The sequence below is a fragment of the Ruegeria sp. H7 genome (assembly GCF_056532945.1).
In genome coordinates this window covers 32939-52363 of record NZ_JBQFNZ010000010.1, presented here as the reverse complement: position 1 = coordinate 52363, position 19425 = coordinate 32939, and the positions used below count along the sequence as shown (strand labels likewise).

22 protein-coding genes are annotated in these 19425 nt (G+C 54.9%); 21 read left to right on the top strand and 1 reads right to left on the bottom strand.

Features of this window, described 5'->3' with window-relative positions:
• Positions 1–133: 133 nt before the first annotated feature.
• From ACR0AC_RS18495 to ACR0AC_RS18415, 17 genes are all read left to right on the top strand, one after another.
• Positions 134–490: a hypothetical protein gene (locus tag ACR0AC_RS18495; RefSeq protein ID WP_142638830.1), complete on the top strand. Its 357-nt coding sequence runs from the start codon at positions 134–136 to the stop codon at positions 488–490.
• A gap of 48 nt (positions 491–538) precedes the next feature.
• Positions 539–952 carry a thermonuclease family protein gene (locus ACR0AC_RS18490; RefSeq protein WP_170602109.1) on the top strand — a complete coding sequence of 138 codons (414 nt, stop codon included), beginning with the start codon at positions 539–541 and terminating at the stop codon, positions 950–952.
• A 463-nt stretch (positions 953–1415) separates the two neighbouring features.
• Positions 1416–2099 (top strand): lytic transglycosylase domain-containing protein, encoded by a 684-nt coding sequence (locus tag ACR0AC_RS18485; protein ID WP_367396996.1) that lies wholly within the window; start codon positions 1416–1418, stop codon positions 2097–2099.
• The gene (locus tag ACR0AC_RS18480) at positions 2096–2377 is read left to right on the top strand and encodes a hypothetical protein (protein WP_170474368.1); all 282 of its coding nucleotides are present in this window, start codon (positions 2096–2098) and stop codon (positions 2375–2377) included. The genes ACR0AC_RS18485 and ACR0AC_RS18480 overlap by 4 nt, the downstream gene beginning before the upstream one ends.
• A 3-nt stretch (positions 2378–2380) precedes the next feature.
• On the top strand, positions 2381–2659 hold the full coding sequence (locus ACR0AC_RS18475) for a VirB3 family type IV secretion system protein (protein ID WP_170474365.1): 279 nt from the start codon (positions 2381–2383) through the stop codon (positions 2657–2659).
• Positions 2652–5018, top strand: coding sequence for a VirB4 family type IV secretion/conjugal transfer ATPase (locus ACR0AC_RS18470; protein ID WP_170474362.1), 2367 nt, complete (start codon positions 2652–2654; stop codon positions 5016–5018). Before ACR0AC_RS18475 ends, ACR0AC_RS18470 begins: the two co-directional genes overlap by 8 nt.
• On the top strand, positions 5015–5152 hold the full coding sequence (locus ACR0AC_RS18465) for a hypothetical protein (RefSeq protein ID WP_170417970.1): 138 nt from the start codon (positions 5015–5017) through the stop codon (positions 5150–5152). The genes ACR0AC_RS18470 and ACR0AC_RS18465 overlap by 4 nt, the downstream gene beginning before the upstream one ends.
• Positions 5152–5898: a type IV secretion system protein gene (locus tag ACR0AC_RS18460; RefSeq protein WP_170474359.1), complete on the top strand. Its 747-nt coding sequence runs from the start codon at positions 5152–5154 to the stop codon at positions 5896–5898. Before ACR0AC_RS18465 ends, ACR0AC_RS18460 begins: the two co-directional genes overlap by 1 nt.
• Positions 5895–6395 carry a hypothetical protein gene (locus ACR0AC_RS18455; RefSeq protein ID WP_170474356.1) on the top strand — a complete coding sequence of 167 codons (501 nt, stop codon included), beginning with the start codon at positions 5895–5897 and terminating at the stop codon, positions 6393–6395. The genes ACR0AC_RS18460 and ACR0AC_RS18455 overlap by 4 nt, the downstream gene beginning before the upstream one ends.
• Positions 6392–7447 (top strand): TrbL/VirB6 family protein, encoded by a 1056-nt coding sequence (locus ACR0AC_RS18450; RefSeq protein ID WP_170474353.1) that lies wholly within the window; start codon positions 6392–6394, stop codon positions 7445–7447. The genes ACR0AC_RS18455 and ACR0AC_RS18450 overlap by 4 nt, the downstream gene beginning before the upstream one ends.
• Positions 7448–7473: 26 nt before the next feature.
• Entirely contained in the window at positions 7474–8109 is a 636-nt protein-coding gene (locus tag ACR0AC_RS18445; protein ID WP_170474350.1) for a VirB8 family type IV secretion system protein, read from the top strand.
• Entirely contained in the window at positions 8109–8924 is an 816-nt protein-coding gene (locus ACR0AC_RS18440) for a TrbG/VirB9 family P-type conjugative transfer protein (RefSeq protein WP_170474346.1), read from the top strand. Before ACR0AC_RS18445 ends, ACR0AC_RS18440 begins: the two co-directional genes overlap by 1 nt.
• Positions 8924–9607, top strand: coding sequence for a hypothetical protein (locus ACR0AC_RS18435; protein ID WP_170602113.1), 684 nt, complete (start codon positions 8924–8926; stop codon positions 9605–9607). The genes ACR0AC_RS18440 and ACR0AC_RS18435 overlap by 1 nt, the downstream gene beginning before the upstream one ends.
• An 11-nt stretch (positions 9608–9618) precedes the next feature.
• Positions 9619–10452, top strand: a complete 834-nt coding sequence (locus ACR0AC_RS18430; protein ID WP_170575215.1) for a TraB/TrbI/VirB10 family type IV secretion system protein — start codon at positions 9619–9621, stop codon at positions 10450–10452.
• A 130-nt stretch (positions 10453–10582) separates the two neighbouring features.
• Positions 10583–11671, top strand: coding sequence for an ATPase, T2SS/T4P/T4SS family (locus tag ACR0AC_RS18425; RefSeq protein WP_170624899.1), 1089 nt, complete (start codon positions 10583–10585; stop codon positions 11669–11671).
• Positions 11672–11683: 12 nt separating this feature from the next.
• The gene (locus ACR0AC_RS18420; RefSeq protein ID WP_152460674.1) at positions 11684–11842 is read left to right on the top strand and encodes a DUF4177 domain-containing protein; all 159 of its coding nucleotides are present in this window, start codon (positions 11684–11686) and stop codon (positions 11840–11842) included.
• Positions 11835–13727: a type IV secretory system conjugative DNA transfer family protein gene (locus ACR0AC_RS18415; RefSeq protein WP_170474331.1), complete on the top strand. Its 1893-nt coding sequence runs from the start codon at positions 11835–11837 to the stop codon at positions 13725–13727. Before ACR0AC_RS18420 ends, ACR0AC_RS18415 begins: the two co-directional genes overlap by 8 nt.
• Positions 13728–14021: 294 nt before the next feature.
• Here the strand turns inward: ACR0AC_RS18415 and ACR0AC_RS18410 are convergent, their stop codons facing one another.
• Positions 14022–15356 (bottom strand): hypothetical protein, encoded by a 1335-nt coding sequence (locus ACR0AC_RS18410; protein WP_480875330.1) that lies wholly within the window; start codon positions 15354–15356, stop codon positions 14022–14024.
• 99 nt (positions 15357–15455) lie between these two features.
• Here ACR0AC_RS18410 and ACR0AC_RS18405 point away from each other — a divergent pair, with 99 nt between their 5' ends.
• The 4 genes from ACR0AC_RS18405 (at position 15456) to ACR0AC_RS18390 (ending at position 19180) form a co-directional block, all read left to right on the top strand.
• Positions 15456–15689 carry a hypothetical protein gene (locus ACR0AC_RS18405; RefSeq protein ID WP_480781844.1) on the top strand — a complete coding sequence of 78 codons (234 nt, stop codon included), beginning with the start codon at positions 15456–15458 and terminating at the stop codon, positions 15687–15689.
• A gap of 10 nt (positions 15690–15699) precedes the next feature.
• Positions 15700–17175, top strand: a complete 1476-nt coding sequence (gene gntH, locus ACR0AC_RS18400) for a guanitoxin biosynthesis MBL fold metallo-hydrolase GntH (RefSeq protein ID WP_480875327.1) — start codon at positions 15700–15702, stop codon at positions 17173–17175.
• A gap of 1 nt (position 17176) precedes the next feature.
• Entirely contained in the window at positions 17177–18157 is a 981-nt protein-coding gene (locus tag ACR0AC_RS18395) for a CobW family GTP-binding protein (protein WP_480781842.1), read from the top strand.
• A 102-nt stretch (positions 18158–18259) separates the two neighbouring features.
• Positions 18260–19180, top strand: coding sequence for a hypothetical protein (locus ACR0AC_RS18390; RefSeq protein ID WP_480781841.1), 921 nt, complete (start codon positions 18260–18262; stop codon positions 19178–19180).
• Positions 19181–19425 lie beyond the last annotated feature (245 nt).

Below are 19425 nucleotides of genomic sequence, written 5' to 3'. Positions count from 1 at the left end.
TCGCCTAAGCAATATCCGGCCAATATATTTCTGACAATCCAATATCGTATATTGGCGGGTTTTCTTATATTGACGTAGATTGTGTTTTAGTCCACAACTTTTGGATGTAGAAGACGGCCCATAGGGGGTCGTCATGGCGGACAACAAGAGACAATACACTGTGGTAACCATCGAGATGGTCCGGGGCCTGAAAGAGGATCAGGTTCCCTTTACATGCCGCTACGAATTTATCGGACTCGCTTCCCTTGGACGACCTAAGTACCACTGCATTTACAGCTCGCCGAACTATGTCGGGGCCTTGTGCAAGTCGAAGATCTCTCGAGCGGGCGCTGAGCCCAGAGAGTTCGATCTTTGGCCGGGCCTCTTCAAGCATCATCAGGAATTTGGTGATGGGCGCATTCTCTGCGTCAAATCAGACTATACGATCGAGTCGATTACCCCAGAGGGTCTCGAAGCAGCTCAGGCCCTGGACGCGAAATCCAAAACCTGATCGGTCACGTTCGAGAACCCGGCTCATCAAAATGCTGGGGCAGGGCGCATGAAACGGCTCTTGTTTCTCAGCGCTACACTCGCGTCTTTGTTTTTTGTTGCGGTCTGGATTGAACCATCAAAACAAACAATAACCCTGAGCGCATCCGAGGTGATTGCCGTTGATGGTGACACCATCGACCACGGTGATGACCGCTACCGCCTCATCGGTTTCGACACTCCTGAGACCTTCCGCGCACAATGTGAGGCCGAGAGAGCTTTGGGTCTGAAAGCCAAAGACCGCCTGACGGAGATCATTCAGACCAGTGGGCAGATAGAATTGGTTATCCAACCAGACCTGGACGTGCATGACCGTTTCCTCGCGGTCGGACGTTCAGGTGGTCAGGAGATAGGGAAAACTCTGATATCCGAAGGTCTCGCGCGACCCTATTCGGGCGGCAAACGCGGGTCCTGGTGCGGCTAGACGAAAGGACTGAGCGACGACTTGCAGAAAATGGAACAAAACCACCGAGCAGTGAGCGGTCCTGTCGATTGCGCCAACAACCGACAGGACAAGAAACGCCCCAAATCCATCCGGGCATTCCTCAAACATCAAGAGAGAACTGTACTATGGTAAAAACAGTAACCCTAGATGCCGATCTTAGATCGGACAGCACCGCGCCAGAGTCAATGGGTGCGACCCTGGACAACGTGCCTGCACCTCCGACCGCTTAGCGCTGTCTGACGATTTGGGCGAGCGGGACATCCGAACGTTTCAGCTAGGCCATCCGACTAAGAGATCCGAACCAGACATTGGTTTTTTGCGGCGCCTCTGAAGGTTCCGTGTTGTGTCCCGGCACCCTTTTCCCACGGCCCAGATGACCTGATGTCGAACCCCATAATAGTAATTATGTAAAAACTACTGACCTAATTTGGAGGACAAATTAGTGACCAGCTCCATCAAAAGCTTCACCGAAAACAGATGTCGGATCAACGCCGTTTGGCCGTTGTTGGCATTCTTGACGGCGACTTTGGGAACGGATGCCAGTGCACAGGTCATCGAATACGAACCGGACGGCAGCGTGTATCTGAACGGTGCGCGGGCAGAAATCGTTAATGGCATCGTCTGTCCAATCCGGATGCGCGAGTACACTCTCGATGAAAAACCGGAAGCTCCGAAGGCCAAGCCACAGAAAAAGATCGAGATTGCGGGCAAGGCACCGCGGCCTCGCAGATCCTCGGGCGGCTGGTCGCAGGAGCGGATCGTTAAAGAAATCCACGCAGCGGCGGAACGCCATGACATTCCGGCAGAGTTGTTCATGGCGCTGGTCTGGCAGGAAAGCCGGTATCAGGCTGATGCTCTGTCGCCCAAGGGTGCCTATGGCTTCGCACAGCTCATGCCCGGAACGGCGAAAGACCTGGGCGTGAACCCAAAGAACCCTGCAGAAAACCTCGACGGTGGTGCCCGCTATTTGGCGGCGCAGTACCGCGAGTTCGGAACCTGGAAGCTGGCGCTTGCCGCCTACAACGCCGGGCCTCACCGCGTCGTCGAATACGGCGGCGTCCCCCCCTTCACCGAAACCCGCAACTACGTGCGGATCATCCTAAGCAAAGTGAGCACTTCCTCATGAAAAGAACCCACTTCATCCAACAGACCGCGTTCTTCGCGCTGGCAATGATTATCGTCAGTGCAGCTCCCGCCTCCGCTGGCTGGCTGCAAGATGCCATTGGCGATTTTATCAACGAAACGCTGGCCGACTCCAAGGTTGTTGGCGTCAGCCTTGCCGCTGTCGGCTTCATCTGGGGCTGTCTTGCCTATGTGTTCGGTTGGGGCTCGCTGAAGGGTCCAGTGGTCGCGATTGTTGTGGGTGCCGTCATTGGCCTTGCCGATACATTCATCGGAGCCTGATCGATGCCGCGCCGAAATACCGTCTTTCGCGGCCTAAGCCGTCCCGCAGAATGGGGCGGCCTACCCGTGATCTATCTGCTGGTGATCCTCGGGATGACCATGCTTTCGTTCTTCATGTTCGGAATAGCGCCAGCAATCATTGCGGGTTTTGCTTTCTACACCGTGCTTCGCCTCTTTTACGAATGGGAACCGGCTTTCTTCCGCGTCCTGTCTGTAACCCTTTCCAAAACTCCGCGCACCAAAAACCGCCAGCATCATGGGGGAGATTACTATAGTGCCTAAGCCTGCTGCCCGAGGCATGTGGACCCTTGCCCGCTCGTTGATCGAGCCGAGCTGGCGCAAGGATGAAATGAGCCTCTTTCAGATGTTGCCGTATGGCTATGTCGTGGATGATGAGGTCATTTCCACACGCAACGGTGGTCTTATCGCCGCTGCGGAAATCACCGGTGTCAACGCAAACACGCTGGACGAAAACGAGTTCGAGTTCCTGGCCGAACGGTTTGAGCGTGTGTTGCGCACAACACCTAATGAGGTGGCTTTTTATATCCATCGACTGACCGTCCCGGCTGAGACTGGTCATGTCATCACAGATCCAACCGGTTTTGCCGGTGCAGTGGCGCAGGCCATGCGCTCAGCGTCCGTCGATGCAGAGCTGAAAGAACGCAAGATCATCATCAGCGCCATTCTCCAAAAGCGGCAGGATGAGCGGGCAAAACAGATGTTCGGCATGTCGTCTGGAACGATAGACGAGGAACGCCGAGAAATGATGGAACAGCTCGACGGTGTGTTCACAACACTGGCGGGCACGCTGGGCGAGGCCCGTGTGCGCCGGCTGAAGCTCAGCGAGGGGCATTGGCTCGGTTATTATGGAATGCTGTTGAACGGTCGGTATCAGCCGATCATTCACACAAACATTGCAGAACCCATCGCCTTCAACATGCCGCAAGAGGATGTGCTGTTTCAGGGCAAGACCGGCAAACTGGTCACAGGCGACGATCAGGAACGCTCCATCCGTGTGTATTCCCTGAAGAATTACCCGATGGTTTCGTTCCCCGGCATTTTCGACGGGCTGGACCTGCCGGTTGATGTCGTGATTTCGCAATCCTTCCTGCCGATCAGCCGCGCCCAAGCGCAGGAAATGGAACGCCGCAAGTCGGGACAAATGCGCTCGGCGGGCGACAAAGCGAAGTCGCTTGAAGAGGACTTGTCCATTCTGGCGGACGGCATTGCCTCCGGCACCATGTCACTCGGCAAGCACCACCTGTCGATCTGCGTGTTTGGGAACGAGGAAGATCTGAAAACCGCCGAAAAACACATCATCGGTGAAATCCAGATTTCGGGCGGCACGGTCAAACGCGAAGCGATGTCGGCGCGGTCGGTGTACTTCGCGCAGCACCCCGGCAATTTCGCGTTCCGCGCCCGTGAAGAACTGATCACGGACCAGAACTTTGCGGATATGGTTGCGTTCCACATGCGCCCCAAAGGGTTGGATGCGGAAAAGCTACCCTGGCCGGGGCCATTGGCGACGTTCCCGACAACGCACGGGGACAGCTACGATGTTTCGCTGCACCTTCCCAAGACCAGTAACGACCCTGAAAACCTGCCCTCCGGGCATACGATCGTTCTTGGACCGAACGGCTCGGGTAAAACTGTGATCGCGATGCTGCTGGCAACAATGGCGGTTGCACAGGGCGCGCGGATCATCGCTTTTGACAAAGACCGGGCAATGGAGGCTCCAATGCGGGCGCTCGGTGCGCAGTACACCCGCGTCCGGGTGGGCGAACCCACTGGCATGAACCCGTTTCAAACGGAAACGGATGAGGCTGGGCAAAGCTGGCTCGCCAATTGGGTCATTGCCCTATTGAGCTATGACGAACCACTGACCACCGATCAGAAGGATGAAATCACAAGGGCTTGCCAAGCCAATGCCACTTTGCCGCCTGCGCTTCAGAACTTCGATTCACTGGTGGAACGGTTCAGAGCCTTTGACGATGACAAGAACCTGTACAAGCGTGCAAGTGAATGGGCGGGCGAAGGCCGCTTGTCCTGGATGTTTGGCGAGGGTGGCTCAGATCCGTTTGCTGCTGGCGACCGTCATCTTGTGTTCGATATTTCTGAGGTTCTGGATGACGAATTGGTGCGGCTGGCATGGATCAGCTACGTCATGCGCCAGATTGAACGCCGCTGCGCCACCAAGATACCCACTGTCTTTGTGATTGATGAAGCATGGGTAATTGCTGGCAACCCTTATGGCGCTGGCATCCTCATAAATGCCTACACCACGTATCGGAAGCTGAACGTCATGATGATGATGATGACGCAGATCCCCGATCACCTCCTGTCGTCGGCAGCAAGTAAGTCGATCCTGGAAAACACCAGCACGCAGCTCTTGTTCCCCTCTCGATCCGGCAATGAAGCGGATTACAGGGCAATCGGCTTGAACGATTCAGAGCTGGGCGCGCTGAGGGCGCATTTTGGCGACCGCGTAATGCTCATGAAGAAAGGTGATGAGAGTGTTTGGCTCGATGTCGATGTCGGCGCTCTCGGCCCGCTTCTCCGTGTTCTGAGCGGATCAGACGGAAAATCGTTCCCTGATCCTGACTGGCGAAAAAACCCCATCTTCTGGAAGGAAATCACATGAAAACTCGCCTTGTAATCGCCCTTGTAGTTCTGGCCGCCGTCTCGGCCTGCACCAGCACCTATTCGGGCTATCGCAGCAAATGCGCCTGCGACTTTGAGCGCATGACCCCCCCTGAAAACTTGGAGCTTGTCTAATGAGTATTGCAAAGAAATTGCGGACAACCATTGCTGTTTCGGTTCTGGCCGCCCTGCCCGTCGTTACAGCAGCCCAAGGTGTTCCGACCGTCGACGCCACAGCCATTGCACAGGACGCCGCCAATTCGGCCCGCGAAGTCGCAGAAATGGTCCGCCAATACGAACAGCTGATACAACAATATGAGAAGCTCGAGCAGCAGCGCGCGATGCTGGAGAACTCCTTCAAGGCCATTTCTGGTCTAACAGATTTGGACGAGTTCAACAGCCGCAGCTTTTTGAAGCTGGCGACCGCTGCTGACACGCTCGGATACGCGTTGGACGCGACCGAAGATACGATTGGTGATCTTCCGGGCGTGGCCGGGCTCGCGATGGAGCGCCGATCGATCAGCCTGGGTCTGAATAATGGCATCCTCAAAGAGTTCAGCACGTCAGACGTGCCAGCCCGGCGCATTATCTCGGAGCGCGGTGGCGCTGGCTTGATGGCGTCCGCTCTGGGCGAACAGGGCTATGACATGGCCGGTCAGCTCGCTGAAGATGCCGAAAAGCTGCGCGATGAAATCGGCCAGCAAGAAGATCTGAAGGACGCCATCGACTACAACACGGCGGTTCTCCTGAAACTCTTGCAAGTTGAAATTGAAATCTTGCGCACAACCTCTGCTAATGCTCTGGCGTCGGGCACAGATCTGGCTGCAAACGCAGCGGACCTAAAGACGCTTAGCAATTACGCAAGAGGAGAAACCCAATGAAAAGCCGCACCACTTTCGCCCTGATCACACTGACGGCGACGCTTTTAGGGTCGTCGGCCAGTGCTGAGGCCAGACTGCCGTTTCCCCCCAATGTTGATTGGACATTTGGGGAATATCGGACCTGTCTTGGTTATTCGGGCGTGCGAGCGTTCAAAAAACCCCTGAAGGAATACGGAGTTGAACAGCTCGCTAACGCTGGTCAGGGCGCGGATCAACAGTATGTCGTCGGCAACTGGACCGATGCCATTCTGAATGAGCAAGTGATCGCTGCTCATGAGTTTGCCATTGAGCAATGCCGACTGCGCAAATCCGATGAAGCTTTCAGCACTGAATGCCCGCTCGGCAACCTCAGCCGCGAAGCTGCAATCGAGTTGGTGGGCGCTGACCAGGGCGATTTCTGGTCAAAGCCATCCAGCGAACTCAAATCGCTCAAAGCAACGCAGCAAGAACGCTTGGAAGCGCTGCGCCCTGTAATTGAGGAGGCTTGTGGGCCGTGATTCAGGATTTCGTCAGCTCGATTGAATCAGCAATCAGCAACTTTTCTCAGCAAGCATACACCAGCCTTGCGGCGGATCTCGCATCCGCCCTCTGGGCTATTGCTGCGCTGATCTTTGTAGCGATGCTGATCAACGGCGTACTTCAGATCAGAGAAATTGGGTTTGGTGGTTATGTAGGCTGGATCATTCGGGCGACGATAATCATCGGAATGGCGTCGAGCTGGTCCTTTTTCCAACCAATCTATCAAGGCGTCCAAACCTTGCCGGACAGTATTGCCGGGGCACTCACTGGAACCACTAATGTATGGCAAGCGTTGGATGAGATTGCGCTTCAGTGTTTCTTGATGGGCCAGCAGGCCATTGAAAACGCGACTTGGGGCTTGAGCATCACCGGGGCTATTCTCTGGGTTGTTGGGGCCGTCATCGTTGCCTTTGGCACTGGCATGGCACTCATCGCAAAAGGCGGTCTGGCGGTGTTGCTGGGTCTAGCGCCAGTTTTCATCGCAACGCTACTCAGCTCGGCAACAGCCAATATCTTCGCAGCCTGGGCGAAAACGACCGTTGGCCTGATCATGGTCATCGTCGTTCTGACAGGCATCGTTTCTCTTATTCAGGCGCTTTTCGCTTCGGAGCTTGGTTCCTTGTCTGATGTTAATGACATGGAAGCGAGCGGGCGTTTTCTAGCAATCTGCATCGTGGCTATCGTCATGCTCACGCAAATCCCGTCACTGGCTGGCGGCATGTCTGGCGCGATAGTTTCGGCATCCTCCGGTCTTGCCGTGGCAACCGGCGCGGTAGCAGCCGCAAGAAGTGCATTGGGCACTGCCAGCGATGGCGCGCGCGGTGCTGTTGCCGGTGGGAAAACTGCCGCCGCTATGGCTTCCGCAGCTCGTGACGGGACTGGCGTTCGTGACAGCGCGTCTCGCGCAATGCAAGCGCGTCGGGACATAGCGCACAGAGCCCGCAATCAGGATGGGGCAGCTCGTCAGAGCTACGCCGCTGACCGTTACCGGCAGAGCATTCGACAAGCTCGCGCCAATAAATCTTCATAAATCGAGGTACAGAGCAAATGTCACACGTGACAGATCACGAAAAAGAACTCTTTCTGGGCGCACGCCGCGATGCCTTCAAATGGCAAGTATTCGGCATGGTCGGTATGGCAATGGGCGTGGCCTCTATTATTGGCTGGGCGATGCTCCTTCCCTTGAAGGAAATCCGGGCGGTGCCATTCTCCATTGATCCGGACACAAAGCTGCCGGTGCTGCTGACTGAAAAGGTCGAAGAACTGGAACCATCTGAAGCGATGGCCTTCCGTGAAGTCGCAAATTATGTGCGCGACCGGGAAACCTATGATGTCCAGGACAACAACGAGCGCCTGAAATCGGTACTGCGTCGTTCTAATGAGCTGGCCGAAACGTCTTACCGCGAACTGTGGGATGGGTCGAACGACAGCCATCCGGATGAAATCTATACGCCCAAGACAAAGGTGCAGACGGAAATTCTGGGCGTCTCGCCGGTCAACGATGAGACGGTGCAGGTCGAGATCCGCAAGTCCCTGATCGTGCCAAACCAAGAAACGGCCTCAGCCCGCTACGTGGTCACAGTGACCTACGGGTTTGAGGAAAAAATCGTGACGTCGATGGATGAGCTTCTGGAAAATCCTTTCGGCTTCGTCGTCACCAACTACCGCGTAGACGCCATGGGAAACATCTGATGCTGCGTACGTCAAAAACACTCGCGACCACCGCCGCAGCAGTTCTGGCATTCTCTACGCCACTGCTCGCTGAAATCACACCGACGCCAGACGGAAAGAATGCGGATCACCGCATCACGCATTTCCATTACGTCGAGAACCAAGTGTACCGCATCCCTGTAGGTGAACGCCTGATTACCTATGTTCACTTTCCGCAGGGCGAAACCGTCCGCAGCATTGGTGCGGGCGACACCGAGAGTTTTCAGATCACTCGCCTGCAGGAAGGTCGCGTTATTGCGTTCAAACCGGAAATCCTGAACTCGGATTCAAACCTGACCGTTCTGACCAATCGCGGGACATACAACTTCTATCTGGTTCCGGCCGAGAGTGCCGCCGAACGTAAACGAGTACCGTTTCGGGTCACGTTCTATAACAAAAACAACAGCGGCGGGACTACAAAGCGCCGTGGCACAGTTGCTCGGAGTGAACCGAAACCGACAGGCCGGTTTGTGAACCAAAACTACTCGCGCTCGGGCAAAGCTGACTTCGCGCCCACCGCCGTGTGGGATGATGGCGTTCACACCTATTTGCAGATCCCGCAGGATGCAGAGTTGCCGGGGATCTTCCGTGTCCTGCCTGATGGCCGCGAGCTGATGGTGAACACCACAGTCAAAGAGCGCGGCATTATCCAGGTGCAGGGTCTTTCCGATCTTTGGACACTGCGCATCGAGGACACTTCGATCTGTGTTCGAAACGATGGCGACGCGTTTCAGCAGGCAAGCGTGAGCGGTCGGCCCGTCACTTCACAGACAGTTAAACCGGGGGGCAGCAAATAATGAACCGCGAGCAGACAATTGCGGCGCGGATTGCAGCGGAGCAACCGCCTCAACGAGTAAGGAAGAGGTTTGAGCCCAAGAAGCTCATTACGGTTACTGTCGCCGGAACAGTATTCGTGGGCTTCGCGCTGTTTGTGTTGGGCGAAGACAGCAAGACCTCTCGCGCCGGAGTTCGTGTCGACGCTCTGCAACAGAGTGGTGGTGAGCGATACGGGCTTTTGACGGCACGTGGGCCAGAGGTCGATGAACCGAAACCCCAAGCTCTGCCAGAGACAATTGCTGTCGCGACACCGGCGACAGCGTCTGTGCGGGTCGAGTCCGAAGGGCTGAAACAAGCCTTGAAAACTATCGAGCAACAGAACGGTCGGATTTCCGATCTGCAAGACGAGCTGACGGACGCCAAAGTTTCGCTGTCCGAAAAAGACGGTGAAATCGCAACGCTGAACCTGACCAATGAACGCCTTCAGGTCAGATATGATGAGCGAGAGAAGAAGTTCCAGACGGAACTTGCCCAGGCCATCGCAGATGCGGAGGCCCGGGCACTTGCCAGCGTAAGCCACCTTCAGGCGCAAGGTCTGACCGATGACGAGCGGCGCAGACTCGAAGAACTGAAGAAGATGCGCCAGCGGCAGAACCAGTCGGACGGCATTGTGTTCGATGAAAACCCATACGGCAGAAACTGATGGAGCTGACGATGAACAGAACAGCACTCACCCTCGCCCTGGTCACGTTGGCCTCAAGCGCGATGGCACAGGACGCACCCGGTCAAAACTACCAGCCGATCAATGGTGGATCGCAGCCGGTCATTTTCCAACCCTTCCCTGCAGCGCCGCAGCCGGTTCAAGTCCAGCCAGACGACACCCGCCTGCCTGAAGATCAACGCGGCTATCAGGAAAACCAAAACACGACATGGCAAAACAATCTGGTCGAAGAATATCCCCCCATCGTCGGGGCCTCGATCATTGACGATCCGTCGCGCACCCTGACGCAAGGCACGGTTTTGTCGGCTGTGTTCGGTGGCGCGGTCAGCTCGGAGTTGCCCGGCAGTGTCGTGGCGACGATTACACGTGGCGTCTACTCGATGGACGGCACGCGTTTGCTTCTGCCGCGCGGATCGAAGCTCTTTGGCGAGTATCGAGCGGACACGACATTGGCGCAAACGCGCATCATGATCGTTTGGAGCCGTGTCATCACGCCTGACGGCCTGTCAACTCAGGTCGGATCGGCTGGTACGGACGGTCAAGGCCGGACTGGTGCGACCGGCAGGGTGAACACACACTTTGGGAAACGGTTCGGAACTGCAGCGCTGTTGTCCATCATCGGCATTGCGCCGGTGGCACTGGTCTCTGACAACGATAGCAACAACTCGGTTCGCACTGATCTGGCAACGCAAGTGGGGTCTAACCTGCAGAACGCTACGGCAGCGGCGCTTGATGAATACCTGCGCATTACTCCGACAGTCTTTGTCGATCAGGGCAGTCGCATCAACGCCATCCTGCAGCGCGACGTTGTGTTCGATAGCTTCTGAGCGCGAGCCAATGAGCCGACCGCCTCAGCAGTCTTTCCGGCCGCTGCCAGCATGATCGAGTGCGGTAGCGGCCTTTTTTGAAGCAAATTCAGCACTTTTTGGAAGCAATGAATCTTATGTGGATGCCTTCGTGTTCGAGGCAAAGCCGAGATGCAGCGAAGGCAACCTCCAGTGTTCAAAAAAGTGCTCTACCAAGGACAAGAACATGAGCGGGCGGAACGGCAATAGCCTTCTGGAATACTATACAGGCAAGATCGAGCATCTGTTGCACGATGAAAGCCTGAGCGAAATTTCTGTGAATCCTGACGGATCGGTCTGGGTCGAAGAAATGGGCACAACACACATGACCAGGACAGACATTACTCTGAACAGAGATGATGTGGAAAACATCGGGCGCTGCGTGGCCGGATTCAGCGATGTGACATTCGGAGAAAAGAAGCCGATTGCGACGGCCAACGTGCCGACACAGCAGGGTAAAGCGCGGGTGCAGGTTGTGATTCCGCCAGCAACAACCGGCGTGGGGTCCGTGGCGATCCGCCTGCTCCGCGTGAAAACCGTCGATCTGGGCGCGTTCAGCTTCGCCAGCAAAGAGGCGGCGTTGGCAGAAAACAATGATCACAGCGCGCTTGAAAAGGCTCGGGCTGCTCTCGCTGCCGGAACAATGAACTTTGACGAGCTGGCCGACCTTGCGATGCTAAGCAAATGGAACGTGATCATTGCCGGGGGCACCTCGTCTGGCAAAACCACTGTTCTCAATGCAATGCTGAAGCGCGTCGATCCTGGCGAACGGATCGTGACGATTGAAGAAGTGGCCGAGCTGGACATCGAGCAACCCAATTCTGTCGATCTACTTGCTGACCGTTCCGAAGAAGATGGCCCTCGATCACCAACAAAGCTGCTGGAATCGGCGCTGAGGTTACGGCCTGACCGCCTCGTCTGCGGTGAAATTCGGGGCGACGACGCAAATATGTTCCTGGAACTGGTGAACACCGGCCACGATGGTTCTGTTTGTACCATGCACGCCAACTCACCAGTAGATGCCATTGGACGTATGAGCAAGATGGTGCGTCGCGGATCTCCGACCGTTCAAAAGTCAGAAGTGGTCGATGACATCCGGGCCACCATTCACATGATCGTTCACATGAAGAAAATCGGTGACGAACGGAAGGTCAACGGAGTGATCTTCCCACCCCTGATGACCGCTGATCAACTTATCTGAAGGAGAAATAGAATGAAAAAATTTGAGTATCGTAATGTCTTGATGCGGGTAGAGGAAAATGCAGGCGAGAAGTTTGCGAAGCTCGGGCAAGACGGTTGGGAAATGGTCGGCGTCGTACCTGCCGAGTTTGGCATCGTGTGCTTCTTCAAACGCGAGCTGACCGATGGCTGAGTTTCAGGATCTACCCAAAGGCAAGAAGGTCGCGATAGCCGGTACTATGGGCTTTATCGCTACCTCGGCTTGCGCGGTGTTGGTGGTCGGGCTGGCTCTCGAATACATCAACACCAGAGGCTTTCGCGGGCTGGACATCTGGGCGATCCCAGAGAAGTTCATGGCACAGCCTGCAGAGACGCAGCAGATCATGGGTCTGGTGGCGGTGGTCGCAGTGGGTGTTTTGACCTTTGCATTTGTGGCGGCTGCGCTGCGTGGTCCCTCAACGAAATACGGTGATGCGACCTTTGCAAAGGCCCCTCAGCTCGTCCAGGAAGGCTATGCGTCGGTTCTGAAGCTCAAAGACAAATTGGATAGTGAAATCGTGTTTGCCAAATTTGGTGAGCCAAAGGACAAAAACGCGATCTACTATAAGCCCGGCCCCGGTGTCCAAAAGCCGCACGCGATGTTCATTGCCCCGTCTGGTTCGGGCAAAACCAGCGGCTTTGTGATCCCGAATGTCCTGCGTTTCAATGGGTCTTGCGTCGTCCTGGACATCAAGGGCGAGATTTTCCAGACAACCGGCGCGCGTCGGGCAGCAATGGGCGATGAGGTTTTTATGTTCGACCCCGAGAACCCCGACAAAAGCCACAGCTACAACCCTCTGCGCCGCGCAGCACGTGCCGACAATCTGGACCGGCGATGGGAAGAAGTGATTCAGGTTGCAACTCAGATGTTCGACACGCCCAGCTCGTCCGCGCAGGGCTTTATGGGTGGTGTTGAAGGCATGTTCTGCGCAATGGCGATGCTGGCGATCAAAAGAAAGCGGCCATACATTTCCGAAGTCCTGCGCCTGGTCAAAACGACCAAGCAAAAGGACTATGAGAAAATGGCTGAAGAAGTTGGATATGCGCGAGCTGCAGATGAGTTTCTGAATCTTGCAGCCGAAGAATCCAAAATCCTGCGGTCAACGATTTCGGTTATGTTGAACTCCGGCCTGCAGCTCTGGCGCAACCCGTCGGTAGCAAGAGCCACGCAGGGCAATGACATCAACTTTGAAGATCTGCGTCGGCGCCCCAGCTCGATCTACTTTTCCGTGCCAGGGAAAAAGGTCAAAGAGTTCCGGACGCTCATTCGCCTGTTCTTCCTCGATCTGGTGAACACCATCGAAACTGTTGAGCCGGGCGAAGATGAGCCGTTCAAGGTTTTGATGCTGCTCGATGAGTTCCAACGCCTCGGCCATCTTGAGCGCGTTGTTGAAGCCTATGACACCATGCGATCGTTCGGGGGCAGGCTCGTGGTGATTTCGCAAACACTGTCGCGCCTACAGGACATTTATGGGCACGAGGGTGTGCGGGCGATGCTGGCAAACGCTGGAACCCAGATGTTTGCCGCCTCAGAGGATTCCGAAGTACGCGAACATGTGTCCAGGTCCATCGGGGACAAAACGGTCATAAGCAAGTCGAAGTCTCGAGCACTCGGCAAGATGGAAATGGGCAGCATATCAGAGCGTGAAGAAGGCATTCGGCTGCTCCGGCCAGAGCACGTTGGTCGTCTGCCGGAAAACGAGGTTGTGCTGATCCGCGAAGGCAAGATGCCGGTGATTGCAAACAAGATCCGATACTTCGAAGATCCGTATTTCATGCAGTTCTTGGGTGGCGAAAGTCCGAAGATCAAAGGCACACACCTCGATCTGGCTGTAGAGCAAGCCAGGGACACGGCAAAGGCAGTGGCTGATGCGAAACCGGCCCCTGCCCCGGACAGAGAGGTTTCTGAAAAAGACCAGGAACTTCAGGCGGCATTTGATGCGCAGCGCACGGTCGCAAAGCGGAAAAGTCGGTCAGCGAAAGATATGGCGATGGAGAAAATGAAAGCCAAACGGGCTGAAAGTAGCGCCTTCACTTGACGGGGGTAACAGGACGCGGCCGAACCGGACCTTACTTCAATATGCAGAGAACGGCAGGAGAGAGCCCACTCTGACCGATGCTGCGCGATGCCCGAATGACAACAATGCGCAGAAAGCAGACGTTGCAAAGTCGCCTGTATTCGCCACTTCTTGCATTCTGTGATGGCTTCCAAAGCTGGAAAGCGTAGCGACCAAAACCAATAATTCGAGTTCAACGAAGCATTGCCATTTTGAATATGACATCAACGACAGGAACTAGAAAACTGTTCATCGGCAGCTATGCGATGCGTTTCATCAGTACCTACTCAGCGTATCCAGTATCGCTTGCCGCGTTGCGTCATCATTGTGGAAAATCCTGCCGGCAAGAAACTCAGATGGAAACTCCGGCCACGTTTTGCGCATTTCGGAAATAAGTCGCTGAGCTTCTTCGGTATGTCCCAACTGATCCTGCGCAACGGCTTGGAACAGGAGAGAAGGAGCACTTACAGGCGCACCGGCTGCGGGCGCTCCTTTAAAGGCGTCCACAACGCCTTCGTAATTTCCGAGCATCAGTTGCGATACACCCCAAATGTTTCGTGCGCCAAAGCGGCCCGATCCTGACCTTAGTCTTACTGGATCGCTAACCTCAGCCGCGAGATCTGGGGCGCCCGCCATGATGGCGGTGATGCCGACAAGATCCAGAATATGACCATCCTTAGGCGCAAGTTCAGCGGACATTCTTGCGTATTTCATAGCCTCAACTGGGTTATTTTGGGTGGCCAGTACCCAACCATTTGCTCCGTTTGCCCAGGCATCGGCTGGAGATAGATCAAGTGCTTTTCCCGACATCTCCGAAGCTTGGAAAAAGAGGTCATCTCTTTGTGCTTTATCAGGGGACAGCATGGCCAAAGTCGCCAGGACCTGTGCCGATCCGGCATAACCATCGGAGAGTGCGGGATCTAGCTCCGTTGCATGCTGAAACATTCCCAGTGCTATTTGCTGGCGCTTGACATCGAAAACAGGAAAAAACATGCCTCTGGCTTGATCCGCAAGGTTAGCCGCCTGAAGCCTTGTCAAAGACTGCTCACCAAGAGCAGTTCGCTCAGCCTGTTCGATGGATTGAGCTGTCGGCAAAACCACCTTGGTATCCCGATTTAACCAAATGCCAATCACCGCAATCAACACCAAGCAACCCAGTCCCATTGGCAGCAGTTGCCGTAGACACCGATGCCCGCCAAGCACATCGCTGTCGTGAACTCTTGAGTTGTCGTCTCCTGTCGTCCTTCCTTGCGAAAACCGTGGCTTGTATCCGCCGGAATCAACAAAAATTCGAACTCCCTCACCGTCCCATTGATCTTCGTAAAACTCATGTAGCAGTCGACGCAGCCGTCTGGCTTCGACGCGGACAAGATTCCGACCACCAGTACCATCAATGCTCCGACCGTAGACTTCGACCGCGATTGCTTTGCCACGAATCTGGGCGCCGCGACCCGCGAGAGTTTCTTCGACCACGTAAGTAAGAAATTGCTGGAGTCGAGGTGAAGCCTGGAATGCGACGCTGGAAACAACGCTCTGAAGTGCCCGTCGAACAAGCTCCGGAGAAGGCGGTGCAACATCTTGATCTATCGGCAATTCATTGGCTTGGTTCAAAGCAAACTCACCCCCAACTCACGGTGACTCACTTGGCGCATGTCGTCAACCGCACTCATCTTGATGTCAGAATAGATAGTGGGAACCGGGGATAATCCAGTGACTTGGGAATTGTGTGACGAACTTCCTGAGCTTTCCGATGCGCTTTCAGGGCGTATCGAAACGGATGCGTTGCTCAGCGAGGCAATCGAAGACCTAAAGAAAGTTACTACGCTGTTGGATGACACATCGATCACAGCCTCAGAGCGCGCGGAATGGGCCCACATCAGATCTGAACTCGTAAACGAGCTTCGCCGGATGGTGAAGCGCGCTCCTCGCAGCATTTCCAACTAAGGGCATAGCCATGACAAAAGAAGACAACGGCAAAGAACTTAAGAACGAACAGAACCAGCAACCTGACGACATCGAAAACCCTTCCCGGCGACACGTTATGCAGGGACTGGCAGCAGGTGCGGTCGCAACCGGTGCCGTCAGCTACGGTACAGGAGCTGCACAGGCGCACCCCGGTGATGGACCACTAGGGGAAAGCCTAAAGAACCCGTACGGCGGTCGACCTGCCGGGGGCATCACTCTGCCGGAGTACTTCCGTCCCACAAAATACATGACAGGTTCGAACGCGAATTACTTCCCGCTGTCCGAGGACCTCGGGCCTGACGAAATGCGGATATCGTTCTGTGGTTCGACGCCATTTCCGCCCCGCGAAGATCAGGCTGGAACGTGCATCATGGTCGAGCTGGGTAACGGAAAGAGGTTCTTCTTCGACTTCGGGTCAGGTTGTGTTCGCAATATCATCGGGATGCAGGTTCCGGGTCAGTTGATCAATGATATCTTCATCACGCACCTGCATGTCGATCACTATGCCGACATCCCTTACATCTACCCGTTCCGGGCCTGGTCCGGTGGCTACACACCGCTGCGCATTCACGGCCCTTCTGGTCGCACACCAGAGCTTGGAACAGCGGGAATGGTTAAGGGTATGCAACAGATGCTGAAGTGGCATCTAGAGGCCTTTGATGTATTCCCGATTGGGGACGGCTACGAGATCGAAGTTAACGAATTCGATTTCCGCCAAGAAGGTGGCATCGTCTATGACGAAGATGGTGTGACTGTTCGGTCCTGGCCTCGTAGCCACGCCAAAGATGGTGCTGTTGGCTATAGGCTCGATTGGAATGGCCTGAGCTTCGTTTGGACCGGTGACGGCCGCCCTGACGAACTGAGTCTTGAATACGGAAAAGGCGTCGACGTCTTTGTAACCGAAATGTCCGGTCAGGATATCGGTCAGTTGATGACCTACAAATACGGTCTGCCGCAAGAGCTGTTCAACTACACAATCGATACGCATCATACATCGCACTATGCGGTCGGTAAGATGATGGCTGAGGCGCGCCCGCGGCTTGCAATGGTAACCCACTATACGCAAGACGAGGACATCGATGCCGAAATGCTGGCGGGAATCCGTGCCCACTACGATGGGCTGTTCGCTTGGGGTTTGGACGTCGCCGTCGTCAACGTCACCAAAGACGCAATCTGGTATCGGAAGGCGACACTTCCCGGAAAATCTGGTTCGGTCGCGCCATTCCGCGAATTGGGCAAGATGGAAGCAGAAGGCAAGATCACGTTGCCGGATGAAATCAAGCCGCCAGCACCGCGGTCATCACGCGCCGAACAGCAGGACCAGAAATACCGCGACATGGAGATTGATCCCAAGGAATACTATCCAGCTGACGTATTCCGAGCCCCCGATCCCGAGTGGCCAAGTGATTTCGTAATCAAGGTCGATGACGTCATCCCGAACCGCAAGAAGAAGGCGGAGCAATGATATGATCGAGTTCGGTTCGACATCCGCAATCCCTGTCACGATCCTTACCGGCTTTCTTGGGGCCGGTAAGACAACACTTTTGAACCGGATCCTAACAGGCAATCACGGGTTGCGGGTTGCAGTTCTGGTCAACGACTTTGGATCCATCAATGTCGATGCTGACTTGGTAGTCGGTCTCGAAGATGATGTAATGAGTTTAGCAAATGGCTGCGTGTGCTGCTCGATCCGAGATGACCTGATCGAAACGGTAGAAGCCGTTCTCGCCCGGCCTGAGAAACCGGAATACATCGTCCTTGAAGCAAGCGGAGTGTCGGACCCGTCATCAATTGCGATGACATTTACCGATCAGAAGTTTCGGGACATGATCCGCTTGGACAGCCTTATGTGCCTGGTCGATGCGGAACAACTATTTTCTGCGCCGGAACAAATGGAACTGAAGCTCCGTCAAATCGCGTTCTCGGACATGGTTATTTTGAACAAGGTCGACCTCGTCGACAGGGCGGCTGTTCAAAGGGTGCACGATTGGCTCGGGTCTCGCTTCCGTCGATATCGTCTGGTCGAAGCCGTCAACGCAGATGTCCCATTGGATATACTTCTTTCAGTTGGTCGCTTTGCCGCCGAACAGCTCGAAACAGAAATACCCGATCATCATGAACATGGGCCCGATTGTGGTTGCCACCACTCTGATCACTCGAACAGCTTCTCTACAACTATGATGAAAGCTAAGCGCCCGATAAGCTTGTCTTCTCTTCGGAGTGCAATTCGAAAGCTTCCGGGTGATGTTTATCGCCTTAAGGGCTTTGTATTCAGTGAAGAGGATCCGGATCATCGCATTCTTGTACAGGTTGTCGGAAAGCGCATGGACATCGCAAGGGATGGCGCATGGGGCCACCGAAAACCTGAAACAAGGCTTGTTGCAATAGGTGCACCAGGGGCCCTTTCGGAATACGAGCTTTCCGATGCGTTGTTGGCGACCGCATAGTAGCAAGTTAGACCAAACTTGTTTGCGTGTGTTTGTAAAACTCCAACACGTAACAGCTCGAAAGCCCGCAGTACCGCGGACCGTATATGGAGAAAAACCTAATTGCTGAAGCAGTTTAGGAAATGGAGCCAAGCGATCAGATTGCTTGCACTTGCCACTGCGATTGTCTTGTCGGGAACGGCTTTATGCGCGCAGGACGTTTCAAGTCGAGAACTTGAAGATACAACCCCAAACCTCGGATTGCCGAGTTCAGCTGGAGGACAAGATGCCGAGTTGCTTTCCGCTTTCCACGGGCTCGAGGCGTTGCCCCGTGTAGCAAATCTCATTTGCAGAGGTTCCAGGGGCAAAGACGGGATGCCTGTAATTTTTGCAACCGAGGTAGATCTGGAAACTATGCAGGCAGGTGACTTCAGAGTTGTAACAAAGTCAGGCCAGATCGGAACAATGCATTGCGCGTCAGTGTTGCCCGCTACCGATCCTGGTGAATTGCGCACGGTGCTTCTCATCGGAGACTTTGGGAACGTTGCCGAGGATCCCCCCGTTACAGTCGAGGTTATTGGGCACCTTCATTCCATCGAAGGGACACTTGATTTTCGAGGTGCCACTGTAGCCGTGACTCCGCTGGAAGACGGGCCCTCAATGATCTTTGCCGAGGTTGTTGAGGATTGGACTTTGGTCGGAAACTTGGGGCCACGTCGCACTAGAGGAAGCCTTTGTCCAAGTGACAACATCGTACAAGCAATTAGGGTCACTTGGGCGGGCGGGGTTACGCTGGCCAATGGCAAAGAACCCGGTGACGTGGAACGTGATCTGTACAGTATTACTGTAGTGGCCGAGGATGGATCACAACGCATAGTGACACCCGCGGCGCTCGCAGATCTGGGCGACGGAGACAATAACCACATGCTCTGCCTTGATACAAAGGATCGACCTATCTCGGTGTCATTCCCGGCTGGTATTCTGACGGATCCGAATGACGATCTGAACCCTGCAACCAGCATATTTCTCACCAAACCTAGGTAAGAAACTCGATTGAATATTTTGCAATGAACTCTTAGCCGAAAACGCTCGGTTGGGCCGGTTGCGGGCATTGCAGTGGTTTATGCGAAAGAATGGAATTATACTCAAAGCCGCCTTTGCAAAGCTCAGTAATGAAAGTCCGGTTTGGGCTGCCTCCAGTCATATACACCGGAGGCAGCGAAAGGCGACTACGAGCCCAAAGTGACAAATGCTGCAGCTTGTACCGATGTCCGCTTCCACTTTAGCGC